At 60.9% G+C, this 26,052-nt stretch carries 23 protein-coding genes; 6 read left to right on the top strand and 17 right to left on the bottom strand.

What is annotated here, in order from left to right; translation table 11 throughout:
* Window positions 1-14 precede the first annotated feature (14 nt).
* The 5 genes from ACA054_RS02060 to ACA054_RS02040 are packed head-to-tail and all read left to right on the top strand — an operon-like array spanning window position 15 to window position 4,099.
* Window positions 15-497: a hypothetical protein gene (locus ACA054_RS02060; RefSeq protein WP_497687964.1), complete on the top strand. Its 483-nt coding sequence runs from the start codon at window positions 15-17 to the stop codon at window positions 495-497.
* Entirely contained in the window at window positions 494-1,690 is a 1,197-nt protein-coding gene (locus ACA054_RS02055) for a beta-ketoacyl-[acyl-carrier-protein] synthase family protein (protein ID WP_497687963.1), read from the top strand. Before ACA054_RS02060 ends, ACA054_RS02055 begins: the two co-directional genes overlap by 4 nt.
* A complete protein-coding gene (locus ACA054_RS02050) occupies window positions 1,687-2,148 on the top strand; it encodes a hotdog family protein (protein WP_497687962.1) in 462 nt (153 codons plus the stop codon). The genes ACA054_RS02055 and ACA054_RS02050 overlap by 4 nt, the downstream gene beginning before the upstream one ends.
* Window positions 2,145-2,873 (top strand): 3-ketoacyl-ACP reductase FabG2, encoded by a 729-nt coding sequence (locus ACA054_RS02045; RefSeq protein WP_497687961.1) that lies wholly within the window; start codon window positions 2,145-2,147, stop codon window positions 2,871-2,873. The genes ACA054_RS02050 and ACA054_RS02045 overlap by 4 nt, the downstream gene beginning before the upstream one ends.
* The gene (locus ACA054_RS02040; protein WP_497687960.1) at window positions 2,873-4,099 is read left to right on the top strand and encodes a beta-ketoacyl-ACP synthase; all 1,227 of its coding nucleotides are present in this window, start codon (window positions 2,873-2,875) and stop codon (window positions 4,097-4,099) included. Before ACA054_RS02045 ends, ACA054_RS02040 begins: the two co-directional genes overlap by 1 nt.
* 174 nt (window positions 4,100-4,273) lie before the next feature.
* Here the strand turns inward: ACA054_RS02040 and ACA054_RS02035 are convergent, their stop codons facing one another.
* Window positions 4,274-4,537 (bottom strand): DUF6124 family protein, encoded by a 264-nt coding sequence (locus ACA054_RS02035; RefSeq protein ID WP_497687959.1) that lies wholly within the window; start codon window positions 4,535-4,537, stop codon window positions 4,274-4,276.
* A 520-nt stretch (window positions 4,538-5,057) separates the two neighbouring features.
* Window positions 5,058-5,960: a LysR family transcriptional regulator gene (locus tag ACA054_RS02030; protein ID WP_497687958.1), complete on the bottom strand. Its 903-nt coding sequence runs from the start codon at window positions 5,958-5,960 to the stop codon at window positions 5,058-5,060.
* A 167-nt stretch (window positions 5,961-6,127) separates the two neighbouring features.
* Between ACA054_RS02030 and ACA054_RS02025 the strand changes: the two genes are divergently transcribed.
* Window positions 6,128-7,360, top strand: coding sequence for an MFS transporter (locus ACA054_RS02025; RefSeq protein ID WP_497690233.1), 1,233 nt, complete (start codon window positions 6,128-6,130; stop codon window positions 7,358-7,360).
* Here ACA054_RS02025 and ACA054_RS02020 read toward each other — a convergent pair.
* The 15 genes from ACA054_RS02020 to gltB all read right to left on the bottom strand — a co-directional run bounded on the left by ACA054_RS02020 (window position 7,353) and on the right by gltB (window position 25,768).
* Window positions 7,353-7,814 (bottom strand): type II secretion system protein M, encoded by a 462-nt coding sequence (locus tag ACA054_RS02020; RefSeq protein ID WP_497687957.1) that lies wholly within the window; start codon window positions 7,812-7,814, stop codon window positions 7,353-7,355. The two genes, ACA054_RS02025 and ACA054_RS02020, sit on opposite strands and share 8 nt — an antisense overlap.
* On the bottom strand, window positions 7,811-8,917 hold the full coding sequence (gspL, locus tag ACA054_RS02015) for a type II secretion system protein GspL (RefSeq protein WP_497687956.1): 1,107 nt from the start codon (window positions 8,915-8,917) through the stop codon (window positions 7,811-7,813). Before gspL ends, ACA054_RS02020 begins: the two co-directional genes overlap by 4 nt.
* Complete coding sequence (locus ACA054_RS02010) at window positions 8,914-9,744, bottom strand: type II secretion system minor pseudopilin (protein ID WP_497687955.1); 831 nt, start codon at window positions 9,742-9,744, stop codon at window positions 8,914-8,916. Before ACA054_RS02010 ends, gspL begins: the two co-directional genes overlap by 4 nt.
* On the bottom strand, window positions 9,741-10,283 hold the full coding sequence (locus tag ACA054_RS02005; protein ID WP_497687954.1) for a type II secretion system protein GspJ: 543 nt from the start codon (window positions 10,281-10,283) through the stop codon (window positions 9,741-9,743). The genes ACA054_RS02010 and ACA054_RS02005 overlap by 4 nt, the downstream gene beginning before the upstream one ends.
* Window positions 10,276-10,659 carry a type II secretion system minor pseudopilin GspI gene (gene gspI, locus ACA054_RS02000; protein ID WP_497687953.1) on the bottom strand — a complete coding sequence of 128 codons (384 nt, stop codon included), beginning with the start codon at window positions 10,657-10,659 and terminating at the stop codon, window positions 10,276-10,278. Before gspI ends, ACA054_RS02005 begins: the two co-directional genes overlap by 8 nt.
* Complete coding sequence (gene gspH / locus ACA054_RS01995) at window positions 10,652-11,119, bottom strand: type II secretion system minor pseudopilin GspH (RefSeq protein WP_497687952.1); 468 nt, start codon at window positions 11,117-11,119, stop codon at window positions 10,652-10,654. The genes gspI and gspH overlap by 8 nt, the downstream gene beginning before the upstream one ends.
* A gap of 3 nt (window positions 11,120-11,122) precedes the next feature.
* The gene (gene gspG, locus ACA054_RS01990; RefSeq protein WP_497687951.1) at window positions 11,123-11,572 is read right to left on the bottom strand and encodes a type II secretion system major pseudopilin GspG; all 450 of its coding nucleotides are present in this window, start codon (window positions 11,570-11,572) and stop codon (window positions 11,123-11,125) included.
* 3 nt (window positions 11,573-11,575) lie between these two features.
* Entirely contained in the window at window positions 11,576-12,784 is a 1,209-nt protein-coding gene (gene gspF, locus ACA054_RS01985) for a type II secretion system inner membrane protein GspF (RefSeq protein WP_497687950.1), read from the bottom strand.
* 3 nt (window positions 12,785-12,787) lie between these two features.
* A complete protein-coding gene (gene gspE, locus ACA054_RS01980; RefSeq protein WP_497687949.1) occupies window positions 12,788-14,266 on the bottom strand; it encodes a type II secretion system ATPase GspE in 1,479 nt (492 codons plus the stop codon).
* Window positions 14,263-16,191, bottom strand: coding sequence for a type II secretion system secretin GspD (gene gspD / locus ACA054_RS01975; protein ID WP_497687948.1), 1,929 nt, complete (start codon window positions 16,189-16,191; stop codon window positions 14,263-14,265). Before gspD ends, gspE begins: the two co-directional genes overlap by 4 nt.
* Before the next feature lie 8 nt (window positions 16,192-16,199).
* Window positions 16,200-16,694 (bottom strand): type II secretion system protein N, encoded by a 495-nt coding sequence (locus ACA054_RS01970; RefSeq protein ID WP_497687947.1) that lies wholly within the window; start codon window positions 16,692-16,694, stop codon window positions 16,200-16,202.
* A 93-nt stretch (window positions 16,695-16,787) separates the two neighbouring features.
* On the bottom strand, window positions 16,788-18,254 hold the full coding sequence (gene gbpA / locus ACA054_RS01965; protein ID WP_497687946.1) for an N-acetylglucosamine-binding protein GbpA: 1,467 nt from the start codon (window positions 18,252-18,254) through the stop codon (window positions 16,788-16,790).
* 295 nt (window positions 18,255-18,549) lie between these two features.
* A complete protein-coding gene (gene hemE / locus ACA054_RS01960) occupies window positions 18,550-19,617 on the bottom strand; it encodes a uroporphyrinogen decarboxylase (protein WP_497687945.1) in 1,068 nt (355 codons plus the stop codon).
* 254 nt (window positions 19,618-19,871) lie between these two features.
* A complete protein-coding gene (locus ACA054_RS01955; protein ID WP_497637586.1) occupies window positions 19,872-21,290 on the bottom strand; it encodes an FAD-dependent oxidoreductase in 1,419 nt (472 codons plus the stop codon).
* Window positions 21,291-21,322: 32 nt separating this feature from the next.
* Window positions 21,323-25,768, bottom strand: coding sequence for a glutamate synthase large subunit (gene gltB / locus ACA054_RS01950; protein WP_497687944.1), 4,446 nt, complete (start codon window positions 25,766-25,768; stop codon window positions 21,323-21,325).
* Between the last annotated feature and the right edge of the window lie 284 nt (window positions 25,769-26,052).

Raw genomic sequence — 26,052 nt, 5'->3', positions numbered from 1 at the left:
GAAGGGTGTGCCTGATGATGCGTTTCCTGCTGCTCGGTTGCATCCTGTTGCTCAGCGCCTGCGCCAGTCAGGCGCCGCTGCCCGAGCAAACCCCGAGCGTGGCGTTGCCGCTGCAATTGCACATCAAGCGCCTGCAAGCCGAACAACGGCTGGATTGGGTACTGGTCATCCAGCGTGAAGGCCCTGCCATACGCTGGTCGATGATGGACTTGCTGGGTATTCCGCAGGCCCGTCAGAAACTGATCGATGGCCATTGGCAGGCCGATGGCCTGTTGCCGCCTAACCCGGAAGCCCGGGAGCTGTTCGCCGCGTTGCTGTTTGCGCTGACACCCAGGGATGAGCTGCCTGGCAACTACCCAGAGGCGTGGCAACACGGGGCGCAACGCTCGCTGCCAGAGCGCTGGGATGTCCGTTACTCACAACCATTGAGCTTTGAATTGAACCTGCCCAAAGGCCCGAAATATCAAATCACGCCCCTGAGCGGTGACATACCATGACGGCTTACCTCAATGCCCTCGGGGTCATCTGCGCCCTGGGCCGCGACAAGCACGAAGTCGCGCGCAACCTGTTCGCCGGCGATTGCTCCGGCATGCGCAGCGAGGCCGGTTGGGTGCCGGAACGGTCGTTGCCAGTGGGCGCAGTCCCAGGCGAACTCGTGCCGATTCCTGCAGAGCTGACCTGCCAACGCAGCCGCAACAATCAACTGCTGATGGAGGCCGTGCTGCAAATTCGCGGCGACATCGATCAGGCCATCCAGGCCTATGGCCGCGACCGCATCGGTATCGTGCTGGGCACCAGTACTTCGGGCATCGACGAAGCCAGCCAGGGCCTGGCCCGCTACGTGCGCGAACAGCAGTTCCCGGCCGAATACGACTACCAGCAACAGGAACTCGGCGCACCGGCGAATTTTCTCGCCGACTGGCTGCAATTGAGCGGCCCGGCCTATGTGATTTCCACCGCCTGCACCTCCAGCGCACGCGCATTGATGAGTGCCCAGCGCCTGCTCGATCTGGGCGTGTGCGACGTGGTGCTGTGCGGGGGTGTCGACACCTTGTGCAAGCTGACCCTCAACGGGTTCTCGGCACTCGAAGCGGTGTCCGGGCAACGCTGCAATCCGTTTTCGGTAAACCGCAATGGCATCAATATCGGCGAAGCCGCTGTGCTGTTCCTGATGAGCAAACAGCCTGGCGATAGCCAGCCGATTGCCCTGCTTGGCAGTGGCGCCAGTTCCGATGCGCACCACATTTCCGCGCCGGAACCCACCGGCCGCGGCGCCCAACAGGCGATGTGCAAGGCGTTGAGCCGGGCCAGACTGGAACCTGAGCAGATCGCCTACCTGAACCTGCATGGCACCGCCACCCAACACAACGACGCCATGGAAAGCCACGCGGTGGCAGCATTGTTCCCGGCCGGCGTCCCCTGTTCTTCGACCAAACCCATGACCGGTCATACCCTTGGCGCAGCCGGCGCGCTGGAAGCCGCGTTCTGCTGGTTGAGCCTGAGTGACGACAACCGCGAGCACAGCCTGGCGCCACATGTCTGGGACGGCCAGCCCGATCCCGAACTGCCCGCCCTGAAATGGGTGACTCCCGCCGATCGCCTGGCGTCCACTGGACCTCGCTACCTGATGAGCAATTCCTTCGCCTTCGGTGGCAACAACGTCAGCCTGATTATCGGAGACGCCCCATGATTGACTGGCCGCTCGCCGAACTGCTGCCCCATGCTGGCGACATGATTCTCATCGATCAGATCCTGGCATTCGATGAAGAGCAGATTCATACCCGCCTCAAGGTCAAGCCCGACGGGCTGTTCAACCTCCCCGATGGCAGCCTGCCGGCCTGGGTCGGGATTGAACTGATGGCCCAGAGCGTCGCGGCCTTCGCCGGTTGCCATGCGCGCCAGCGTGGCGATGCCGTGGAGCTGGGCTTTTTGCTCGGTTCTCGCAAGTTCGAATGCAACGTCGACCGTTTCCCCGCCGGCACCGAGCTGACCCTGCATGGCATCCGTTCGCTGGAAGATGACAACGGCATGGGCGTGTTCGAATGCCACATCAACGCACCCGGCATTCACGCCAGTGCCCGACTGAACGTGTATCGCCCGCCTCAGGCGGCTCAATATCTTGATGAATCCGAAGGAGTCCAGTCATGACTGAATTCGTACTGGTCACCGGTTCCAGCCGTGGCATCGGCCGCGCCATCGCCCTGCGCCTGGCCCAGGCCGGGCATGACATCGTGCTGCATTGCCGCAGTGGCCTGGCGGACGCCCAAGCCGTGCAAGGCGAAATCGAAGCGCTGGGTCGCACTGCGCGCATTCTGCAATTCGATGTGTCCGACCGCGCCGGTTGCAAAGCCATTCTTGAGGCCGACGTCGAAACCCATGGCGCCTATTACGGCGTGGTGCTCAATGCCGGACTGACGCGTGACGGTGCTTTTCCGGCGCTGAGCGAGGATGATTGGGATGTGGTGATGCGCACCAACCTCGACGGTTTTTACAACGTGCTGCACCCGCTGACGATGCCGATGATTCGTCGGCGCGCCGCCGGGCGGATTGTCTGCATCACCTCGGTGTCCGGCTTGATCGGCAATCGCGGCCAGGTCAACTACAGTGCCTCGAAGGCCGGGTTGATCGGCGCGGCGAAAGCGTTGGCGATCGAGTTGGGCAAGCGCAAGATCACCGTCAACTGTGTCGCACCCGGCCTGATCGACACAGCCATGCTCGATGAAAACGTGCCGGTGGAAGAACTGATGAAAATGATCCCCGCACAGCGCATGGGCACCCCTGAAGAGGTGGCCGGCGCGGTGAATTTCCTGATGTCGGCGGAAGCCTCGTACATCACCCGGCAGGTTCTGGCCGTCAATGGAGGCCTGTGCTGATGAAACGCGTTGTCGTCACCGGCATGGCCGGCATCACCTCGCTGGGCAGCGATTGGGAAACCATCGCCAGCCATTTCGCGGCCAACCGCAGCGGCATCCGACGAATGGACGAATGGGACCGCTTCACCGAACTCAATACGCGCCTGGCCGGACCCATCGATGACTTCAAGGTGCCGAGCCACTGGACGCGTAAACAACTGCGCAGCATGGGCCGCGTTTCACGGCTGGCCGTCGGCGCGGCGGAACAGGCGCTGGCCGACGCCGGATTGCTCGGTGACGAATCGATCAAGGACGGGCGCATGGGTGTTGCCTGCGGCTCCTCCACCGGCAGCACCGACGAGATCAAGGCGTTCGGCAACATGCTGCTCAACTCGGTGGCCGAAGGCCTGAACGCCAATTCCTACGTGCGCATGATGCCGCACACCACGGCGGCCAACATCAGCATTTTCTTCGGCCTCACCGGGCGCCTGATCCCCACCTCCAGCGCCTGCACCAGCGGCAGCCAGGGCATCGGCTATGCCTACGAAGCCATCAAGTTCGGCCGCCTGCCGCTGATGCTCGCCGGCGGTGCCGAGGAACTGTGCCCGACCGAAGCCATGGTCTTCGACGCGCTCTACGCCACCAGCCTGAAAAACAATGCCCCGCACACCACCCCGCGCCCCTACGACAAACGACGCGACGGCCTGGTGATCGGTGAAGGCGGCGGCATGCTGGTGCTCGAAGAACTGGAACACGCCCTGGCGCGGGGTGCCCGTATCCATGCCGAACTCGTCGGATTCGGCAGCAATGCCGACGGCCAGCACACCACCCGCCCGGAGCAAGTCACCATGCGCCGGGCCATGGAGCTGGCCCTGGAAGACGCGGGTCTGAGCCCTGCCGACATCGGCTACGTCAACGGTCATGGCACGGCCACCGAACAGGGCGACATCGCCGAAACCCTGGCCACCAGCAGCCTGTTCGGCGAACACATGCCGATCAGTTCACAAAAGAGCTTCCTCGGCCACACCCTTGGGGCCTGTGGCGCGCTGGAGTCCTGGTTCAGCATCGAAATGATGAACAGCGATCTGTATGCACACACCCTGAACCTTGATGAAGTCGACCCGCATTGCGGCAAGCTGGATTACCTGCGTGGCGAGTTTCGGCAGATGAGCAACCAATACGTGATGAACAACAACTTTGCGTTTGGCGGGGTTAATACGTCACTGATTTTCAAGCGCTGGGCGTAAGGCGTACAACGACAAAGGGCGCCTTTCGGCGCCCCATGACAGACAGGTCGGCTTGTCATCGCCCTTTACCTGCCTGGCTCTGTGATGGCTGGTTACCCAGGATCCTCAGAGTCTCACAAGCCCCTTTCGGGAACGCCGTCAGTATTGTCCGAAATTACCCTGCGAACAACATGATCAAGGTGGATCGAGGTTATCCAACACCCGATTCACCGCCAGTTCCCCCAGCATGATCGATTGCTGAATCCCCAACAGTACGTGGCCCTGCGATCCCCTCAGGTCTCTGGCGAAGTCACTTGCCATGACATTGGCTGATGCCAGCGACACGCAGGCGTATTCCAGCAGGGTGTGATTGTCGATATCAGGGGCGATGAGAAAGAGGGTGCTGGGTTGGTGTAGCGCGTCCGGATCGGTGTCCGGTGGATTTGGCGTATGGGTCATGATTCAGCGTCCTGAAAGTGGGAGCCACACCGAATCGCTACTGATCAAAAGGGTGGCAGCTGTACGCAGGTTAGTAGACCGGGTTACGTGAACCGGCGCACCCGAAGGCGCCCTGCGCACAGCGGCCGTCAAGAGCAGGTACGGAGATACCTGCCTTTCAGGAGCGCTAATACGCTTCACGAAACTACGGGCTACTAAACCCGATCACTGACAATCAGTGATGCGAATCAAGTTAGCGGTGGGCCTCAAAGCGCACAAGCCGGCGGATTCTGGAGTAGTTGTAGGTAACGCCGCAAGGCGCTGTAGCCGTTGCGAGGGATTTCGGAAATGTCCCACAGCGGGTGGTGAAGCTTCCCGCAGGACTGATACATCTTGCTCCATACAGCTGGTCTTTTTGGTGTTCTCTCGGACGCCATCGCGAGCAAGCTCGCTCCCACAGGGTTTCCCGGCGCTGCCACGATCGTGTTCACACCGCTGAAACCTGTGGGAGCGAGCTTGCTCGCGATTGGCTGCGTAGCAGTCATACCTCTAAGGGCTCGACCTTCCTCGTCAACAACTCCACAAACGCCCGCGCCATCGGCGATTTCTGATCCTTGCGCTGCACCAGCCACACCGCCGACACCGCAGCCGGATCGAGCAGCGGTCGATAGACCACGCCGTCAATGCGCATCCGCTGATAAGACGCCGGCAGCACCGACACGCCCAGCCCCGCAGCCACCAAACCGATAATGGTCATCGCCTCGCCGGCCTCTTGGGCGAAGTGCGGGCTGAAGCCGACGTCACGGGCCAGGCTGAGTAATTGCGCGTACAGGCCACTGCCGTAGCTGCGCGGGAAAAATACGAAGGGCTCGAGGGCCAGGGCTGACAGAAACAAGCCTTCCTCGCTGCCCTCTACTAATGGGTGCTTGGAGCTGAGCACGGCGACCAGCGGCTCACGCATCAACTCGACGACACTAAGACAGTCCGGCAGCCCGAGCGGGCGCATGATGCCGACCTCGATCGACTCATCCACCAGCGCATCGGCCACCTGGGTGCTGCTCATTTCCCGCAGGTTCAAATGCACTGCCGGAAAACGCTGGCGAAAAGAAAAAATCGCCTGGGGAATGGTCGAGTTGAATGGTGCCGACGAGGTGAAGCCGATTTTCAGTTCGCCCAACTCGCCCAGCTGTGCCCGTCGCGCAACATCCGCCGCTTTGTCGACCTGCGCCAACACTAGGCGCGCCTCTTCCAGAAACAATCGACCGGCCTCGCTCAGCTCGACCCGACGATTGGTACGCTCGAACAAGCGCGCGCCGACCTCCTGCTCCAGCGCCTGAATCTGCTGGCTCAGCGGCGGTTGCGAGATGCCCAGCACCTGTGCGGCGCGGCCGAAATGCAGTTCTTCGGCAACGGCGATGAAGTAGCGTAGATGACGCAATTCCATGAAAACCCCATTAGGTCGTTAAAGCTATCAAACAGGTCGAACAATATATTGGATTGAATCATTAGCCAGCTATATGCTTTTTTCATTGCCTGACCGGCTGCGCTCCTCCGAGGTCCACCGTGAAAACTGCTGTCGCTCCACTTACCCATGAAGTTCCTCCCGCAGCACTGGACGATGTGGCTGTCGAGCTGAAAGAGATCTACATCGAAAAAGGCACGCCAGCCTTCATGCGCACAGTGCTGGCGCTGTTCTGCGGCGGCTTCGCCACCTTCGCCCTACTTTACTGCGTGCAACCGATGATGCCGCTGTTGTCCCACGAATATTCCATCAACGCGGCACAGAGCAGTCTGATCCTGTCAGTGGCCACGGGCATGCTTGCCATCGGCCTGCTGATCACCGGCCCGATCTCCGACCGTGTCGGACGTAAACCGGTGATGGTGGCGGCGCTGTTCGCCGCCGCGCTGTGCACCATGGCCAGCGCGATGATGCCGAGCTGGCACGGTGTCCTGGCGATGCGCGCGCTGATTGGATTGTCGTTGAGCGGCCTGGCGGCGGTGGCGATGACCTATTTGAGCGAAGAGATTCACCCGCAGCACATCGGCCTCGCCATGGGTTTGTACATCGGCGGCAACGCCATCGGCGGGATGAGCGGACGCTTGATCACCGGGGTGCTGATCGACTTCGTCAGCTGGCACACAGCAATGCTGGTAATCGGCGGTCTGGCGCTGATTGCGGCAGCGGTGTTCTGGAAAATCCTCCCCGAATCGCGCAACTTCCGCCCCCGCTCGCTGCACCCGCGCAGCCTGGTCGACGGTTTCACCATGCACTTTCGCGACGCCGGCCTGCCGCTGCTGTTCCTCGAAGCCTTCGTGCTGATGGGTGCATTCGTCACCTTGTTCAACTACATCGGCTACCGCCTGCTGGCCGAGCCGTATCACATGGAACAGGCCTTTGTCGGACTACTCTCGGTGGTGTACCTCTCGGGTATCTACAGCTCGGCGAAAATCGGCTCGCTGGCCGACAAAATCGGCCGCCGCAAAGTGCTCTGGAGCACCATCGCGCTGATGATCGGCGGTCTCGCCCTGACGATGTTTACGCCATTGCCGCTGGTCATCATCGGCATGCTGGTGTTCACGTTCGGCTTCTTCGGTGCCCACTCAGTCGCCAGCAGCTGGATCGGCCGCCGTGCCACCAAGGCCAAGGGTCAGGCATCGTCCTTGTACCTGTTCAGCTATTACGCCGGGGGGAGCATTGCCGGTACGGCGGGCGGCGTGTTCTGGCACTTGGGTGGCTGGAACGGGATCGGCGTGTTCATCGGCGCATTGCTGGTCGTGGCATTACTGGTCGCCTTGAAGCTGGCGAAATTGCCGCCACTGCCGGGAGCCGGCGCGACTATCTGAGTACCATCCGCGCCTCCAGCACCGCGTTGCGTTTTTCCAGGGTCAAGGATTGCAGCACAGTGCCATTGCGTTCGATGCGGTCCAGCCATGCCAGCAATGCCTTGGCGTCACCGCGCAGACTCAGGCGCAACTGATCGCCGTCGGTGTTGACCTGATGCAGTTCGAGTCCCGCCTTGGTGGCGCTTTCGCTGACGTGTAGCGACAGCGGCTGAATGATGGGCTCGCGCGCGCTGCGTGGACGCGCCAGTTGCAGTTGCGCCGCCAGTGCCAGTTGCTGATGATACTGACGCTCGGCCGTCGCAAGACGCTGCTGCGTCGGTTGCCAGACCAGGCTGAATGCCGCGACGCCAAAGACAAACGCGCCCATCATCAGCAACAACCGTCGTTCGCGCGGCGACAGACGTTGCCAGCGCTGCAGCAGCGCCGGCCAAGTCATCAACCTGCTCTGCTTCATGCGCCTTGCTCCAGGCTCAGGGTCGCCTGCACCCGATCGCCTTCCTTGCTCGCGCTGTCGAGTCGCACAGGCAAACCTTGCTGACGGCCACGTTCACGCAGTAACTCCAGTTCGGTAAAACTATTGGCGGTCAGCCGGACTTTCCAACCATCGCTTTCGCGAAACTCCATGCGCTGGACATCGACATTGCTGGCGCCGATGACTTGCTCGACGAGTTTGACCAGCCCGGCGATATGGCCGTCCTGGGGGGCCGCATTTTGGCTTTGCAACGCCTTGAGTTGTAACGCCAGATCAACGATGCGGGTCTGGTCCGGGTAAAGCGCCTTGAATTGCTGTTCGTTGCGGCTGTAGAGCTGACGGGTCTGGCTTTCGAGAAAGCCGATCCGTGCGGCGCTGGCGCCCCAGTCGAGCAGTAACAGCGCCAGCACGACCAGCCCGCCGAGACGCCAGGGCAGACGCTTTCGCGGCGCAGCGAAATCACCGTGCAACAGATTGATTGCCTGTCCATGCACCGAGGTCAGCCACTGATCGATATCAGTGAAGTCCTGACGCTCGTCGCGCCACTGAATGTCCATGGGCAAGCCTGGCTTGAGCGCCACCAAACCGTCATCCGACAAGGTCAGGCGAGCAGGCAAGCCGCCACCGAGCAACCAGCGGCCAAACCACCAGATACCGAGCGTATGGTCACGAGGCAACACATCGGCATCGACAAACACAGATCGCACTTCAATACCCGCTTCGGCCATCAGCGCGAGCACCGCGGCAAATCGTTCGCGGTCGATCACCATCACCGGAAAGCGACCTCGTGAATCGCGCGCACCCGTGCTTAGGTGCAGCCTTTCCAGAGCTTCGCTCAGCTGCTCTTCGACGGCGAAGGCGATGGCCTGGGCATCAGGCTGGCGCCTGGACGGCCATGGATCGCTGAGCAACCAACTGCACAGTTCCATAGGCAACAGCACATCGACCGCTTGCCCAGCAAGTGCCTGTGCCGCTTGATCCAAGGGCAAGCGCTGCCGTTTGCCGGTCGAAGTCCATAGGCAACAAGGCCAGGCGAGCGTGGGCAGGGCCAAGCCTTCGGCTGTCAGGTAAAGCCAGGTTTTCATTGCTGTATCTCGCTTGCGTTCGAGGGTAGAACACGCCGTTGCAGGATGTTCAACTGACGCGTCTTTGGGTCGCGTTCGACATCGGTGGCCAGCCGCAGATGACCCTGCCCCTGGGTCACTTGAACGGTGATCCGGTACCAGCGGCTGTCAACGCCCAGGCCATGGCTGCTCAAGCCCAAGCCGGATAACAGCGGGTCCTGAGTAAAGGCTTGAACGCTTGGCCAGCCTGCTGCGGAACGCTGGCGTACCAAGGCTTCGGCCGTTGTGCGCTCGACACCGTCGAGCGTGCGCAATACCAGCGCCGGCGCCGTGTTGATGTTCGTCGCAGCCTCTACCGGTAACAGTGCGACCCAGGGCGCCAGGCGACGCAACAGCTCAGCGTCGACACCGGGAAGCAGTCGTAGCTGGCTGAGCTCGCGCAGCGCCCCCACTTGCTCCAGTTGCAACGGCAGCAGTTCGAGCAGCGTCAGCAAACGCGTCCAGCGATTGAGCGTGACTTGATCGATCTGGCCCTGAATCAACAGGGCGTTGAGGTTGAAACGCCCGGCCAGGTCTTCAATATCGACGCGTATCTGCGCGTCTTCAATGGCGAAAGCGCTGGACGGATCAGCAATCGGCTCGCTGTCTTTTTCCTGGGCCTTGAGCACTCCCAGGCCCCAGGCTTCCCCGGCTACACCGAGTTGCCGCAGGTGCAGCTGCTGTAACTGTTGCCCAGTGCTTTGCAATAACGCGCGATGGCTGCGCAGCATGCCGCCGATGATTAACAGCGTCAGGCTCATGACCAGCAACACACTGATCAATGCAACGCCACGTTGACCTGCCCTCATGGCAGTGCCCCCGGCAATAACAGCACCCGGCGGATCGCCTCGAAACGCCCTGCCGACAGTTGCATTTCCACCGCCAGGGGCGCCTTCAGGTTCTGCCCGGACGGCCAATCACCACGCCAACCGACCTGACTGTCGTACAGACGCCATCGCACGTCTCGAACATCGTCGAGCAGTTTTTGCCGCTGCACGCTTTGAGCCCCTTCTGCCCGGCTGTCGCGCCATAGCACGCCGTTGTCGAGTCGATAAGTCAGCAGCTGTCGTTCACTGCGCGGCAAGTCCAGCGGATTACGCCAATTGCTGCGCAACAGCTGCAACTGCGACGGGTCAGGCACGACAGGCTGTTGCGCAATGTGCAGCAGGTCGCGCTCAATCACTGCCACGGCGCGTTGCAGATTCCTGAGTTCTCGTTCGTGGCTCAGGGTGCCCTGCTGCACGCGCACCACACCGTCGAACAGCGTCCAGCTGGCCAGCCCCAGCAAGGCGAAAATCGCAATGGCAATGACCAGTTCCAGCAGGGTGAATCCGCTTTGCTCATTCATGACGTTTGGCCATCCAGCCGGAGGCGCGGAACAGTGTCTGGTCCCGACCGGCAAGGCCGACCTCGACTTCGACCGGCACCCCATGCGGATTGCTCGCCACACCGACGGATTGACGCACAAACCAGTCGCGATCCCCCATGCTCACCACCCGTTGTGGCTGTGCAATTAGGGGGGACGATTGCAAGCGCAACTCGCTCAGCTGGTTGTCCGCCACCCAGGCCGCAAGAAGGCGCTCTTCGGCGGCGCCTGACTGCCTGACCACGTATTGGCTGGCGGACAGCACCGCCGTCGCCAGGGTCGCGAAAATCGCCAGGGCCACCATGACTTCAAGCAAGGTGAATCCACCCATGCGAGGCATGAACGACGGCTCAGTCATCGAGCATGACCGCACCGATGCCATCGCTGGTCAGGGTCGCCCAGATCCTGTCTTTGCCAGCGAACGTCAGTGTGAAGCTGCTGGTTTCATCGCTGCTGTACAGCAGAATCTGCGGAGGGCCGGCGTCAGCGCCCAGTCTCATGGAATACCCCTCCTGCTCAAGGCTCAGTCGCAAGCTCTCGGTCCATTGATAGAAGGCTGCCAACGGCTCCCAGCCAGACTCATCGAGGCGCATTGCCCGGTACCCTTCGACGCTCAGCCGCAGACCGTACTCCCGCCCCTCGAGCACTGCCTGTTCCCGCAGCTGGCGAATGACGCCAGCCAGGGCGCCCGCTTCCTGCCTGGCTTGCTGTGCCGGGTTAACGCCACTGGCAAGGCTCACCATGCCCACCAGCACGCCGATCAAGACGATCACAATCATCATTTCCAGCAAGGTAAATCCCCGACAACGGCGCGGCATGCTTCAACCACCCCAATTGCCGATTTCCGCCGCGTGTCCTTCGCCACCCGCTACGCCATCGGACCCGAGGGAATACAAGTCGAAGCCGCCATCGACCGATTTAACGCCGGGATTGAGGTACTGATAGGGCGTGCCCCACGGATCAACGGGCAAGCTTTTCAGGTAACCCTGAGGGTTCCAGCTCCGCGCTGCCGGCATCCCGGAAGGCCGATTGCTCAAGGCCTCCAGCCCTTGTTGCGTGGAGGGATAGTGGAAGTTGTCGAGGCGATACATTTCCAGGGCGGTGGCGATGGCCTGAAGGTCGACTTTGGCGGCGGTGACTTTGGCCTGGTCGGGACGGCTCATGAACTGCGGCACCACGATTGCCCCCAGGATGCCGATGATGACCACCACCACCATGATCTCGATCAGGGTAAAACCGTGCTGGGAAGTTCTGTGACGTAAAGCGTTCATGGGTCAATTCACCAATTGGTTGAGGCTGAGAATCGGAAGCAGAATGGCCAGGACGATCAGCAGCACGACGCCGCCCATCAACACGAGCATGGCCGGCTCGAACAGGCTCACCACCAGGGCAATACGCGCCGCCAGGCTGCTTTCCTGTTGTTCGGCGGCGCGGGCCAGCATGCGATCGAGTTCGCCCGCACGCTCGCCACTGGCGATCATGTGCAGCATCATCGGCGGGATGTCGCCGCTCAGTTCCAGGCCATGGGTCAGGGTTCCACCTTCGCGCACCGAGCGGGCGACATCGGTCATCCGCGCACGGATGGTCAGGTTGCCGATCACGGCAGCGGCAATTTCCAGTGCGTCGACCAGGGGCACGGCGCTTTTGCCGAGGATGGCCAGGGTGCTGGCAAATCGTGCGGCTTCCATCGCTCGAAGCACGTCGCCAAAAACCGGCAACTTCAACGCCAGGCGATGCCAGCGCAGGCGCCAGTCCCGTTGACTCAAGCTCCAGCGCCAAAGGGCGATCAGCAGTGCCAGCGCGACGATCAACAGCAGGCCATGGTTGCGCAACCCGTCACTGGTAGCGATCAACGCCCGAGTCAACCACGGCAACGGTTGGCCGCTGTCGACGAAAATCTTCACCACGTCCGGCACCACGTAACCGAGCAGAAAGCCGACGATGACCACGCTGACCAACATCAGGATCAAGGGGTACACCAGCGCCATCTGGATTTTTTGCCGTGAGGCCTGGCGAGCCTGGGTATACGCGGCCAATTGCTCCAGCACATGGCCCAGATGGCCGGAACGTTCGCCGGCGGCCACGGTGGCGCGGAACAGTTCCGGGAACGCCTTGGGAAACTGCGCCAACGCAGCGGCCAAGGCATGACCTTCCATGACCCGGCTCCTGACCGCTGACAGCAAACTGGCAACCCGGCGCTTGGCACTCTGTTTCGCCACTGCCTCAAGGGCCTCCTCCAAGGGCAAACCGGCCTGAACCAGCGTGGACAACTGCAGCGTCATCAGTGCCAGGTCGGCGGCACTCAATCGCCCTGCGCTGCCGGGCTTGTTTGCGCCACCACCGACTCGGATTTCCTTCACGTCGCGCGGCCACAACCCGCGCTCACGCAACAGTTGCCGCGCGTGACGGGGGTTGTCGGCCTCCAACCGCCCCTTGCAACGACGGCCCTGAACGTTATCGGCCCGGTAATCGAATGTCGGCATAACCTAGTCCTCCCGAGTCACACGCAGCAACTCGTCGAGACTGGTCAGCCCGTCCAGAACCCGTTGGCGGCCGTCCTGGAACAGACTGCGCGACGTCTGGCGTGCCTCGTTGGCCAAGGCCTGTTCACTGGCCCCCTGGTGAATCAGCGCTGCCACTGCCGGTGTTACGCTGATCAGTTCATAGATGCCGACACGCCCGCGATAACCGTGCTGACACTGATCACACCCCACGGCCCGGAACAGCTGCAACGGTGCGGCGCCAAGCCCCAGACGCTGGCAAGCAGTCGCATCCGCGCTATAGGGCGCCTTGCAATGAGGGCATAACGTGCGCAGTAGTCTCTGGGCCAGAACACCCACCAGCGACGATGCCAACAGGTAGGCATCGACACCCATGTCCACCAGGCGCGTCACCGCACCGACCGCACTGTTGGTGTGCAGCGTCGAGAGCACCAGGTGGCCGGTCAGGGAAGCCTGGACAGCAATTTCAGCGGTCTCGCGGTCACGGATTTCGCCGACCATCACCACGTCCGGATCCTGGCGCAGGATCGCTCGCAACCCCCGGGCAAAGGTCATGTCCACTTTCGGGTTGACCGGCATCTGCCCCACGCCCGGCAGGTGGTATTCGATGGGATCTTCGACCGTGAGGATATTGCGGGTCTGGTCGTTCAGACTATTGAGCGCGGCGTACAGGCTGGTGGTCTTGCCTGAGCCGGTGGGCCCGGTCACCAGCAGAATGCCGTGCGGTTTGCCCAGCAGGTGGCGCAGGTCCCGGAGGATGTCCTCCGGCATGCCCAGGCGCGACAACTCCAGACGCCCGGCCTGCTTGTCGAGCAAGCGCAGTACCACCCGTTCGCCGTGTGCCGAGGGCAGGGTCGAGACCCGCACATCGACTTCATGCCCGGCCAGGCGCAAGGCCATCCGACCATCCTGGGGCACGCGTTTTTCAGCGATATCCAGGCGCGCCATGACCTTGATGCGCGACACCAGCAGCGTCGCCAATTCACGTCGGGGCCGGAGCATTTCACGCAATTGCCCGTCGACCCGCATGCGCACCGACAGGTACTGTTCGAAGGTTTCCAGATGCACATCCGAGGCGTGCTCGCGCATGGCCTCGCTGAGTAATGCATTGATCAAACGGATGATCGGCGCATCGCCCTGCTGCTCCAGCAAATCGGCGGTTTGCGGCACCTTGTCCACCAGGCTGAGCAGATCCAGCTCTTCGTCCAGCCCTTGGGCAACCTGCTCCGCAGCGCTCTGGCCTTCGCGATAGGCGGCTGCCAGGCGTGTCGCAAAAATCTCGGGTTCCAGCACCCGCAGGGGCAGCTCGCGAGCGCATGCCCGGCGAGCTTCCGCCAGGGCGGTGAGCGGCGTATCGGCACGCACTGCAAGACTCGACTCGCCGCCTTCGCACTCCAGCAGCACGCCGAAACGACGGGCAAAACCGAAGGGCAGTGGTTGGCAACCATCGATCGAACGGGTCATGGCGTATGCGGCGCCGGCTTGCGCAGGTCGAACACGGGTGCATCGGAAACCGGTTCGAACAGCTGACGCGAATCAGCCGGCAGCAGCAACGAGTTGTTATCCCGCGCCCCCGACTGGCTCAAATCACGCAGCGCGTTGTAACGCTGCTGGCTGATGCCGCTCAGGTCTTCCTTACTGCGCACGATCGTGGGCCGCAAGAACACCATGAGATTGCTTTTGCTCTGGGTGTCCCGGTTCCAGCGAAACAATGCGCCCAGATAAGGAATATCCCGCAGTAATGGCACCCCGCTTTTCTGGGTTCTGACGCTGTCTCTGATCAACCCGCCAATGACGATGATTTCACCATCATCGGCCAGGATGGTGCTCTTGAGGGCGCGCTTGTTGGTGATCAGGTCCGAAGAGTCGATGCCCGATACCGAGGGCGCGATGTCCGACACTTCCTGTTCGACCTCCAGCCGCAGCGTCGAGCCTTCGTTGATGTAAGGCTTGATCTTCAGGCTGATGCCCACGTCCTTGCGCTCGACTGTGGTGAACGGATTGTCCGCACCGTTGCTGTTCGTGGCGTAGGAGCCGGTCTTGAACGGGACGTTCTGGCCGACGATGATGTGCGCTTCCTGATTGTCCAGCGTCAACAGGCTTGGCGTAGAGAGCAGGTTGCTGTGGGTGTTGCTGGCCAAGGCGGAAATCAATGCGCCAAAGCGATCACTGCCCAGGCGCAACAGCGCGCCTTCGGGTGCGGACTTTTTCTCGTCGAAATCCAGGCCGCCGACAATCGGGATATCGGTGCCGGGGAAGTTGATGAAGCCTTTCGCATCTCCCGTGCTAATGCCCCATTGCACGCCGACCGCTTCAGCGATGTCCCCGGAAATCTCGACAATGGCGGCATGGATCAGCACCTGGGCGCGCGGCTGGTCCAACTGACGCACAATGCTTTCGATGGTCCTGACCTGTTCCGGCTCGGCGATCAGCACCAGCGCGTTCTGGCTTTCGTCGGCCTTGATCATGAAGGCAGTGCCTGGCGCTGCGTCTTTGCTGTTGCCAAGGGCTGGAGCCGCTTTTCGGCCTTGGCCCATGCTTTCCAGAATCTCGGCCAACTGCTTGGCGTCGCTGTGACGCAAACGGATCACCCGGGCGTTGTCCGGAGTCGCCGTGGCAGGAATATCGAGACCGCGCGCCAGCTCGGCCAAGCGTTGGCGAACGGCTGACGGGCCAATCAGGATCAGGCGATTGGTTCTGCTGTCGGCCAATACCTGGATCGCGCTCTCGGCAGTGCGCTTGCCCAGGGAAGCTTCCATGACAGGGGCCACGTCACTGGCCCGGGCGTGGCGCAACTGCACCACGGCGTGCTTATTGCTTTGTCCGGAGTCCAGCTGGCGGATGACCTGGACGATGCGTTGCGCATTGGCTGCCGTCTCCGTGACCACCACCGCATTGGCCGACATGGACGGCCCGACATAGCCGTTGGCCGAGACCAATGGCCGGACCAGCCCGGCGATGTCGGCGGCACTGCTATTGTTCAGCTCGATCACCCGGGTGACAAATTGCGAGGGCGTCGCGTTTTTTGCAGGGCTGGTGCCGGCGCGAGTTTTGGCTTCGGTCACTGGCGTGATCAGGATCCGGTCACCCTCATCGATCACCGTGAAGTTGTGGGCGTCTAGCACCGCGTAGAACAAGCGGCGGACGCCTTCGCGATCAAGGGCTTGCTGAGACATCACCGTGATGCGTCCGGAGACCCTGGGATCAAGCACCACGGTGGTCCCCAGAATGCCGGAGATTTCTTCAACGATGTCGCGCAGCTCAGCGTTGTTCATCGCCAACTGCCACTTTTCTTGCGCAGCCTGCAACGCGCCCGGCAATGCCAGACTCGCCAACCCGATAAGGAAAAGCATGGAGCGCAAGGCCTGCGCGCCAATGAAACTGTTCATGAAGTTGATCACTCTGACGGCCCGGAAACCGGGCGTAGATAACGCGTAGAAACAGCGGGAGCCTGTGTGTCGCCTGGCGATTCAAGTCTGCGCAGGAAACGCACAGCAGACGGTTGCAGCGTTAATCGCTCTTCCCGCCCCTTGTTCCATAGCACCACTTGATTGGCCTCGACGCGACGCAGCACGCTACCACCAGGCAAACGTTCGCCCACCTGGTACATACGCGGGCCTTGAGCATCGGCGAGCAACGCTTTGGACAAACCACTGCTCAGGACAAAACTGGCCTGCAAGGTCAGCGGCTCGGCACTGGCAAGCAACGAGGTTCCTTGGGTCAGGCCCAGCACTGACGCCACCGCAGTAGCATCCAGCGGTACATGGACGGGAACAGAGGTTGGCACCACCACCGGCAGCGGCGAGGCGAGGCGTTCGCGGAAGTGCCACTCCTGCCAGATCAGCAGCACTGCATAACCCACCGGCATGACCAGCAGGCCAAAACGGCTCATCACCTTCCACGAATGCTTCACGAGATATGCAACTCGATAAAAAAGAGAACCTTCAGGCAACCTTCACAGGTCACCTGAAGTACTGCGAGGAACTTAGAGTTTGTTCCAGGCCATGTGCCAATGCGCACCGATGCCAGGTTCAAAACCATTGGCAGTCGGGCTGTACTGTTTGCAATAACCAGACTCCGGGAATGGCTTGCACTCAAAGACTTCATTGGTCTTCGGCTGCAGTACCTTGGTACCAGCGGTGTACTCGCTGAGGCCTTGCGGGAACACGAAGTCGTAGTCGGCGCCGGCACCTTCACCGGTCACGTTGACCGATTGGGTGTCTTGGCGAGTGGTCCGGCCATCCAGAGTGGTGCCGACCAATGTCAGGGTATGCGCACCAGGATTGCTGCGCACATCGATGGCCAGTCCAGCGGAGCCACTGTCCACCTGCGCCGAGGTGGAACCGACCGGCTTGTTGTTCTGGTCGAACAGAGTGGCTTCAACGTTCATTTTGCGATTGGAGAGAATGCTGAAATCGACCTTGGCCTGGCCTTTTTCCAGAACATACTGCTCGTGCATCGAGGCGACCGACAGGCGAGCCGCTGCATCTTCCTGCATGTTCAGTTGCACTTCGTAACGGGTTACGCCGCTTTCTTTTTGCGCGTACAAGGTGTTGGTGCCACGGATCGGTTCGATGTTGCCATTTTCGTCACGAATACCCGCGCGGATGACCGTGTGAGTGTTGTTGATTTTCTCTGCCAGCTTGAACGACCAGTTGTTCGGCGAGCCTTCCTCAGCGTTATCGATGGAAACTTCCACGCTGTATTCCGGGCTCTCACCATTGGCCGAGAATGCGCGAGCCTTGACCTTGTCGCCGACCAGCAACTGGGTCGCCGCGGAAATGCTGCCTACCGAAGACCAGCCACCCGGCAACGCCGGCTCGGCAAGAATGTTTACATCGGCCGCGTTATAGAACGCAGCATCAGTGTCACCAACGGTCCAGATACCCAGGATTACGTGCTGCCCGGATTTGTCTTCAGGGATGGTGCAGTTGTGCTTGGCGCCGGAGACCGGCAGTTGATGCCCCCCGTCGACGGAACAGAACGGAGTGCTTTCGAACGAGGCGCGCTTGAGAGGTTCGTTAGGATTCCAACCGTTGCGAGTGATGAAGTACTCATGCTTGGTGGCTGGATGGGCCTGAGTGTAGCGCCATTGGAAATCGATATTGCGATCCCGGATTTCAGTCAGGCTCCATCGGGTTGCCGACTGGGCGTCCATGGCAGAAAAGCTCGGATGAGCACCACTGGGGATCTTGCCGTCGATCGGTCCCTGCAATGGAGCTCCGCCGCTGCCTGCGGGGAATCCCTTGAAGGTTTCGCCCACACTTTGCGGTTCGTATTGCGCAGCGCCACAGTTGGTGTTCACCCCTTTCTGACAAAGCAGTGCGCGCGAAGGCGGCACTTCCAGATAGCCATGCGCGGAAACACTTTGTGACACCACCATTGCTGATAACAGGATCATTGAAGAAGTGCAGGCGCCCAACGCACTTCCCTTGTAGTAAGTATTTTTCATCCAATAAATTCCAGACTGCTTATCGAAAATAAAGGCGTGTATTGCAGACGCCATTAATTGCAATTTTGCTCACCACGGGGATGGGAGCACGGGCCGGTAAATTTACTTGGATGAAAGAACTTTATATGTAGGGAAAATCTCTACTTACTGCAGGATTATTCCGTCTAGCCCTTTATCTGACGCAGAATGACAAAAATCTTACAAGAGCCAACACTTGAACTGGATAAGGAAACTAAAAGTATAAAAAAACCCGTCAGGCGCCAGGCCGGACGGGCTTTAAACAACTTAAAAGCAGTTATTCGTGATACTGCGCCGACAACTCATGCACCGCGCGCAGGAAGGCGCCGGCGTGCTCCGGATCGACTTCCGGGGTGATGCCATGGCCGAGGTTGAACACGTGGCCGCTGCCTTTGCCGTAGCTGGTCAGAATACGCCCGACTTCAGCGCGAATGGCTTCCGGTTTGGCGTAGAGCACGGTCGGGTCCATGTTGCCTTGCAAGGCAACCTTGTCGCCAACACGGGCGCGGGCGCTGCCGATGTCGCAAGTCCAGTCCAGGCCGAGGGCATCAGCGCCAGCGTCGGCAATGCTTTCCAGCCACAGGCCACCATTCTTGGTAAACAGGATGACCGGAACCTTGCGGCCTTCGTGCTCGCGGATCAGGCCGCTGACGATTTTGCGCATGTAGGCCAGGGAGAATTCCTGGTACGCCGCCGCCGAGAGGCTGCCGCCCCAGCTGTCGAAGATCTGTACCGCTTGCGCACCGGCCATGATCTGGCCGTTGAGGTAGCTGGTGACCGTCTGCGCGAGTTTGTCGAGCAGCAGGTGCAAGGCTTGCGGGTTGTCGTAGAGCATGGTTTTGGTCTTGCGGTAGTCTTTCGACGAGCCGCCTTCGACCATGTAGGTGGCCAGTGTCCATGGGCTGCCGGCGAAGCCGATCAGTGGTACGCGGCCGTTCAATTCACGGCGAATGGTGCTGACCGCGTCCATCACGTAACCCAGGTCTTTCTGCGGATCAGGAATCGGCAGGGCTTCGATGTCGGCCAGGGTGCTGACGACTTTCCTGAACCGCGGGCCTTCGCCGGTTTCGAAGTACAGGCCTTGGCCCATGGCGTCGGGGATGGTCAGGATGTCGGAGAAGAGGATCGCCGCGTCCAGCTGTGGATAGCGGTCCAACGGCTGCATCGTGACTTCACAAGCGAACGCCGGGTTCATGCACAGGCTCATGAAATCACCGGCCTTGGCACGGCTGGCGCGGTATTCAGGCAGGTAGCGACCGGCCTGACGCATCATCCACACAGGGGTGACGTCTACGGGTTGCTTGAGCAGGGCGCGCAGGAAACGGTCGTTCTTCAGGGCAGTCATGTCGGCATCCGGAAAAAAAGTGCGGGCATTTTCTCAGAGCGCGGCGCAAAAGGCACGGTTGCAGGTCAGCCTTTTGTCTATCGGGTCAATTTGTCGCAATGAATACACTGATTTCAGCAGCACACAGAAACAACTGTGGGAGCGAGCCTGCTCGCGAAGAGGCCGGCAAATCCAACAAAGATGTTGGCTGACAGTCCGCTTTCGCGAGCAGGCTCGCTCCCACAGGTTTACTGCATTTCAGCTCGGGATCGCGTTTAGACGCCCAGGTAATCCAGGATCCCTTCAGCCGCATTACGGCCTTCGAAGATCGCCGTCACCACCAGGTCAGAGCCGCGAACCATGTCGCCACCGGCGAAGATTTTCGGGTTGCTGGTCTGGTGCTTGTACTGGCCTTGTTCCGGTGCCACGACGCGGCCCTGGCTGTCGGTCTGGATTTCAAACTGCTCGAACCACGGTGCCGGACTCGGACGGAAACCGAAGGCGATGACCACGGCGTCGGCCGGGATGATCTCTTCGGAGCCCGGGATCGGCTCGGGGCTGCGACGGCCACGGGCGTCCGGTTCGCCGAGACGGGTTTCGACCACTTTCACGCCTTCAACCTTGTCTTCGCCAACGATGGCAATCGGCTGGCGGTTGTAGAGGAATTTCACGCCTTCTTCCTTGGCGTTCTTCACCTCTTTGCGCGAGCCCGGCATGTTCGCTTCGTCACGACGATAGGCACAGGTCACCGATTTGGCACCCTGGCGGATCGAGGTACGGTTGCAGTCCATCGCCGTGTCGCCGCCGCCGAGTACCACGACCTTCTTGCCTTTCATGTCGACGAAATCTTCCGGCGACTTTTCAAAGCCCAGGTTGCGGTTGACGTTGGCGATCAGGAAGTCCAGCGCGTCGTACACGCCCGGCAGGTCTTCACCGGCGAAGCCGCCCTTCATGTAGGTGTAGGTGCCCATGCCCATGAATACCGCATCATATTCTTCGAGCAGTTGTTCCATGGTCACGTCCTTGCCCACCTCGGTGTTGAGGCGGAACTGGATGCCCATGCCGCTGAAGACTTCGCGGCGATTGCTCAGCACGGTCTTTTCCAGCTTGAACTCGGGGATGCCGAAGGTCAGCAGGCCGCCGATTTCCGGGTTCTTGTCGAACACCACCGGAGTCACGCCACCGCGTACCAGCACGTCGGCACAGCCCAGGCCCGCCGGGCCCGCACCGATGATCGCGACACGCTTGCCGGTCGGCTTGACCTTGGACATGTCCGGGCGCCAGCCCATGGCGAACGCGGTGTCAGTGATGTACTTCTCCACCGAACCGATGGTCACCGCGCCGAAGCCGTCGTTAAGGGTGCAGGCACCCTCGCACAGACGGTCCTGCGGGCACACCCGGCCGCAAACTTCCGGCAGGGTGTTGGTCTGGTGCGACAGCTCGGCGGCGGCGAGGATGTTGCCCTCGGCCACCAGCTTCAGCCAGTTGGGAATGAAGTTGTGCACCGGGCACTTCCATTCGCAATACGGGTTACCGCAACCCAGGCAGCGGTGGGCCTGGTCGGCCGACTGCTGGGGTTTGAACGGTTCGTAGATTTCCACGAACTCTTTCTTGCGTTGACGCAACAGTTTCTTCTTCGGATCCTTGCGCCCGACCTCGATGAACTGGAAGTCATTATTCAGACGTTCAGCCATTTTAAAACCTCATCAAACTCTTCAGGCGCATATCACTGCGGGTTGGCACGGGTGCTGGAAAGCAACGATTTCAGGTTGGCAGCCTTGGGCTTGACCAGCCAGAAACGACGCACGTAATCGTCGAGGTTCTCGGCGAGTTCACGACCCCACTCGCTGTCGGTTTCCTCGACGTACTCGTTCAGCACGCGCTGCAAATGGCTACGGTAGGCTTCCATCGCCTCGCCGCTGATCCGCTGGATTTCCACCAGTTCGTGGTTGACCCGGTCAACGAAGGTGTTGTCCTGGTCGAGCACGTAGGCGAAACCGCCGGTCATGCCAGAGCCGAAGTTATAACCGGTCTTGCCCAGGACGCAGACGAAACCACCGGTCATGTACTCACAGCAGTGATCGCCAGTGCCTTCCACGACGGTGTGGGCACCGGAGTTACGCACGGCGAAACGCTCACCCGCGGTACCGGCGGCGAACAGCTTGCCGCCGGTGGCGCCGTACAGGCAGGTGTTGCCGATGATGGCACTGTCCTGGGTCTTGTAGATGCTGCCCTTGGGCGGAACGATCACCAGCTTGCCGCCGGTCATGCCCTTGCCGACGTAGTCGTTGGCGTCGCCTTCCAGGTACATGTTCAAGCCACCGGCGTTCCACACACCGAAACTCTGGCCGGCCGTGCCTTTGAAGCGGAACGTGATCGGCGCGTTGGCCATGCCCTGGTTGCCGTGCTTACGGGCGATGTCACCGGAGATCCGCGCGCCGATGGAACGGTCGCAGTTGCAGATATCCATGGCGAATTCGGCGCCGCTCTTGTCGTTGATCGCCGAGGTGGCCATGTCGACCATTTTCTCGGCCAGCAGGCCCTTGTCGAACGGCGGGTTACGCTCCACGCCGCAAAACTGTGGCTTGTCCGCCGGCACGTGGTCGCTGCCCAGCAATGGAGTCAGGTCGAGATGATGCTGCTTGGCGGTCTGGCCTTCGAGGACTTCCAGCAGATCGGTACGACCGATCAGCTCTTCGAGGGAACGCACGCCCAGCTTGGCCAGCCACTCCCGGGTTTCTTCGGCGACATAGGTGAAGAAGTTCACCACCATGTCGACGGTACCGATGTAGTGATCCTTGCGCAGCTTCTCGTTCTGGGTCGCGACGCCGGTGGCGCAGTTGTTCAGGTGGCAGATGCGCAGGTATTTGCAGCCCAGGGCGATCATCGGCGCGGTGCCGAAGCCGAAGCTTTCAGCGCCGAGGATGGCCGCCTTGATCACGTCGAGGCCGGTCTTCAGGCCGCCGTCGGTCTGTACCCGGACCTTGCCGCGCAGGTCGTTGCCGCGCAGGGTCTGGTGGGTTTCGGCCAGGCCGAGTTCCCACGGAGCGCCCGCGTATTTGATCGAGGTCAGCGGCGATGCACCGGTGCCGCCGTCGTAGCCGGAGATGGTGATCAAGTCCGCGTAGGCCTTGGCCACACCGGCGGCGATAGTGCCGACGCCCGCTTCTGCTACCAGCTTCACCGAAACCAATGCCTTCGGGTTGACCTGTTTCAAGTCAAAAATCAGCTGCGACAAGTCTTCGATCGAATAGATGTCGTGGTGCGGCGGTGGCGAAATCAGGGTCACGCCCGGCACTGCGTAACGCAGCTTGGCGATCAGACCATTGACCTTGCCCCCTGGCAGTTGACCACCTTCGCCCGGCTTGGCGCCTTGAGCGACCTTGATCTGCAGCACTTCGGCGTTGACCAGGTATTCCGGGGTCACACCGAAACGGCCGGTTGCCACCTGCTTGATTTTCGAGCTCTTGATGGTGCCGTAGCGCGCCGGGTCTTCGCCGCCTTCGCCGGAGTTGGAACGCGCACCGAGACGGTTCATGGCTTCAGCCAGGGCTTCGTGAGCCTCAGGCGACAGGGCGCCCAGCGAGATACCGGCGGAGTCGAAGCGCTTGAGCACCGATTCCAGTGGTTCGATTTCGCTGATGTCCAGCGGCGTGTCGAGGGTTTTGACCTTCAGCAGGTCACGGATCATCGACACCGGGCGGTTGTCCACCAGCGACGTGTATTCCTTGAATTTGCTGTAGTCGCCCTGCTGGACCGCGGCTTGCAGGGTGTTGACCACGTCCGGGTTGTAGGCGTGATATTCGCCGCCGTGGACGAACTTCAGCAAGCCACCTTGCTGGATCGGCTTGCGCGGGCTCCAGGCTTCGGTGGCCAGGGCTTTCTGCTCGGCTTCGATGTCGACGAAACGCGCGCCCTTGATGCGACTTGGTACGCCCTTGAAGCTCAGGTTGCAGACTTCCTCGGACAGGCCGATGGCCTCGAACAACTGCGCACCGCGGTACGAAGTAATGGTCGAGATACCCATCTTCGACAGGATCTTCAGCAGGCCTTTGGTGATGCCTTTACGGTAGTTCTTGAACACCTCGTAGAGGTCGCCCAGCACCTCACCGGTGCGGATCAGGTCGCCCAGCACTTCATAGGCCAGGAACGGATAAACGGCAGAGGCACCGAAACCGATCAACACGGCGAAGTGATGCGGATCGCGCGCGGTCGCGGTTTCCACCAGGATGTTGGAGTCGCAACGCAGGCCCTTCTCGGTCAAGCGATGGTGTACCGCGCCGGTGGCCAGGGAGGCGTGGATCGGCAACTTGCCCGGGGCAATGTGACGGTCACTCAGTACGATCTGCGTACGACCGGCGCGAACGGCTTCTTCAGCCTGATCGGCAACGTTACGAATCGCCGCTTCCAGACCGATGCTTTCGTCGTAGTTGAGGTCGATTTTCTGGCGTTCGAAGCCCGGACGATCGAGGTTCATCAGCGAGCGCCACTTGGCCGGGGAAATGACCGGCGAGCTGAGGATCACGCGCGAAGCGTGTTCCGGCGACTCCTGGAAGATGTTGCGCTCGGCACCGAGGCAGATCTCCAGCGACATGACGATGGCTTCGCGCAGCGGGTCGATCGGCGGGTTGGTGACCTGCGCGAACTGCTGGCGGAAATAGTCGTACGGCGTACGCACGCGCTGGGACAGCACGGCCATCGGCGTATCGTCGCCCATCGAGCCCACGGCTTCGTAGCCCTGCTCGCCGAGCGGACGCAGCACCTGATCGCGCTCTTCGAACGTGACCTGGTACATCTTCATGTATTGCTTGAGCTGATCGACGTCGTAGAACGCCGAACCGTGGTCGTTGTCTTCCATGGTCGCCTGGATGCGCAGGGCATTCTTGCGCAGCCATTGCTTGTACGGATGACGGGACTTCAAGCGGTTGTCGATAGCGTCGGTGTCGAGGATCTGACCGGTCTCGGTGTCCACGGCAAAGATCTGGCCCGGGCCAACGCGGCCCTTGGCGATCACGTCTTCAGGCTGGTAGTTCCAGACACCGATTTCCGAAGCCAGAGTGATGAAACCGTTCTTGGTAGTAACCCAACGCGCCGGACGCAAACCGTTACGGTCGAGCAGGCACACCGCGTAGCGACCATCGGTCATGACCACGCCGGCCGGGCCGTCCCACGGTTCCATGTGCATCGAGTTGTATTCGTAGAACGCGCGCAGGTCCGGGTCCATGGTCTCGACGTTCTGCCACGCAGGCGGAATGATCATCCGCACGCCACGGAACAGGTCGATGCCGCCGGTGACCATCAGTTCGAGCATGTTGTCCATGCTCGAGGAGTCGGAACCGACGCGGTTGACCAGCGGGCCGAGTTCTTCCAGGTCCATCAGATCGTTGCTGAACTTGGTGCGACGGGCCACGGCCCAGTTACGGTTGCCGGTGATGGTGTTGATCTCGCCGTTGTGCGCCAGGAAGCGGAACGGTTGAGCCAGCGGCCATTTAGGCAGGGTATTGGTGGAGAAGCGCTGGTGGAACACGCAAATCGAGGTTTGCAGGCGCTCATCGCTCAGGTCCGGATAGAAGGCGGTGAGATCCGCCGGCATCATCAGGCCTTTATAAATAATGGTCTTGTGCGAAAAGCTGCAGACGTAGTGGTCGGTATCGGCGGCGTTGGCCACCGATGAGCGACGACGGGAGGTGAACAGCTTGACGGCCATGTCCTGGTCGCTCAGGCCTTCACCGCCGATGAATACCTGCTCGATCTGTGGCAGGCGCTCAAGGGCCAGGCGGCCGAGGACGCTGGTGTCGATCGGCACTTTGCGCCAGCCGACCAACTGCAGGCCGGCAGCCAGGATCTCGCGGTTCATGTTTTCGCGAGCGGCTTGGGCTTTGACCGGGTCCTGGTTGAAAAAAACCATGCCCACGGCATATTGCTTCGGCAGTTCGACGCCGAAGGTTTCCTGGGCGATGGCTCGCAGGAACGCGTCCGGCTTTTGAATCAGCAGACCGCAACCGTCACCGGTCTTGCCGTCAGCATTAATCCCACCGCGGTGGGTCATGCAGGTCAGGGCCTCGATGGCCGTTTGCAAAAGGGTATGACTGGGCTCGCCCTGCATATGAGCAATCAGGCCGAAACCGCAGTTATCCTTGAATTCATCTGGTTGGTACAGACCTGCTTTCATAGACACTTTCTCACCAGGCTGCCTCTTGTCGAGGCAAATTTCTTTTCAATTCAACCACTTACCATCCGCGCCGAACGTACGCCAGCTTTGCGGGGGCAAAAGGGAGGTCATTGTACACACCGACACTTGGCCTCACAAATTTGGCGACGAAATGTCGCAAATCTATGTCGCATTTGTGAAAGGTTTAAAGCGATCTGCTGTGCTAGTCAAAATTTTTTTAATTTTGACCGCTACGACTCAAAGACTACTGTGACGCAGACACCACAGGGCACGCGGCCTGGAAG

The sequence above is a fragment of the Pseudomonas sp. LBUM1653 genome, from assembly GCF_059716115.1.
The sequence above is the reverse complement of the archived record's forward strand: the minus strand, read 5'-3'. Positions and strand labels throughout refer to the sequence as shown.

Excerpts from the sequence above, each read along its gene's own strand:
- ACA054_RS02060 (WP_497687964.1), top strand. The coding sequence starts at position 15 with ATGATGCGTTTCCTGCTGCTCGGTTGCATCCTGTTGCTCAGCGCCTGC.
- ACA054_RS02055 (WP_497687963.1), top strand. The coding sequence starts at position 494 with ATGACGGCTTACCTCAATGCCCTCGGGGTCATCTGCGCCCTGGGCCGC.
- ACA054_RS02050 (WP_497687962.1), top strand. The coding sequence starts at position 1,687 with ATGATTGACTGGCCGCTCGCCGAACTGCTGCCCCATGCTGGCGACATG.
- ACA054_RS02045 (WP_497687961.1), top strand. The coding sequence starts at position 2,145 with ATGACTGAATTCGTACTGGTCACCGGTTCCAGCCGTGGCATCGGCCGC.
- ACA054_RS02040 (WP_497687960.1), top strand. The coding sequence starts at position 2,873 with ATGAAACGCGTTGTCGTCACCGGCATGGCCGGCATCACCTCGCTGGGC.
- ACA054_RS02035 (WP_497687959.1), bottom strand. The coding sequence starts at position 4,537 with ATGACCCATACGCCAAATCCACCGGACACCGATCCGGACGCGCTACAC.
- ACA054_RS02030 (WP_497687958.1), bottom strand. The coding sequence starts at position 5,960 with ATGGAATTGCGTCATCTACGCTACTTCATCGCCGTTGCCGAAGAACTG.
- ACA054_RS02020 (WP_497687957.1), bottom strand. The coding sequence starts at position 7,814 with ATGAAGCAGAGCAGGTTGATGACTTGGCCGGCGCTGCTGCAGCGCTGG.
- gspL (WP_497687956.1), bottom strand. The coding sequence starts at position 8,917 with ATGAAAACCTGGCTTTACCTGACAGCCGAAGGCTTGGCCCTGCCCACG.
- ACA054_RS02010 (WP_497687955.1), bottom strand. The coding sequence starts at position 9,744 with ATGAGGGCAGGTCAACGTGGCGTTGCATTGATCAGTGTGTTGCTGGTC.
- ACA054_RS02005 (WP_497687954.1), bottom strand. The coding sequence starts at position 10,283 with ATGAATGAGCAAAGCGGATTCACCCTGCTGGAACTGGTCATTGCCATT.
- gspI (WP_497687953.1), bottom strand. The coding sequence starts at position 10,659 with ATGACTGAGCCGTCGTTCATGCCTCGCATGGGTGGATTCACCTTGCTT.
- gspH (WP_497687952.1), bottom strand. The coding sequence starts at position 11,119 with ATGCCGCGCCGTTGTCGGGGATTTACCTTGCTGGAAATGATGATTGTG.
- gspG (WP_497687951.1), bottom strand. The coding sequence starts at position 11,572 with ATGAACGCTTTACGTCACAGAACTTCCCAGCACGGTTTTACCCTGATC.
- gspF (WP_497687950.1), bottom strand. The coding sequence starts at position 12,784 with ATGCCGACATTCGATTACCGGGCCGATAACGTTCAGGGCCGTCGTTGC.
- gspE (WP_497687949.1), bottom strand. The coding sequence starts at position 14,266 with ATGACCCGTTCGATCGATGGTTGCCAACCACTGCCCTTCGGTTTTGCC.
- gspD (WP_497687948.1), bottom strand. The coding sequence starts at position 16,191 with ATGAACAGTTTCATTGGCGCGCAGGCCTTGCGCTCCATGCTTTTCCTT.
- ACA054_RS01970 (WP_497687947.1), bottom strand. The coding sequence starts at position 16,694 with ATGAGCCGTTTTGGCCTGCTGGTCATGCCGGTGGGTTATGCAGTGCTG.
- gbpA (WP_497687946.1), bottom strand. The coding sequence starts at position 18,254 with ATGAAAAATACTTACTACAAGGGAAGTGCGTTGGGCGCCTGCACTTCT.
- hemE (WP_497687945.1), bottom strand. The coding sequence starts at position 19,617 with ATGACTGCCCTGAAGAACGACCGTTTCCTGCGCGCCCTGCTCAAGCAA.
- ACA054_RS01955 (WP_497637586.1), bottom strand. The coding sequence starts at position 21,290 with ATGGCTGAACGTCTGAATAATGACTTCCAGTTCATCGAGGTCGGGCGC.
- gltB (WP_497687944.1), bottom strand. The coding sequence starts at position 25,768 with ATGAAAGCAGGTCTGTACCAACCAGATGAATTCAAGGATAACTGCGGT.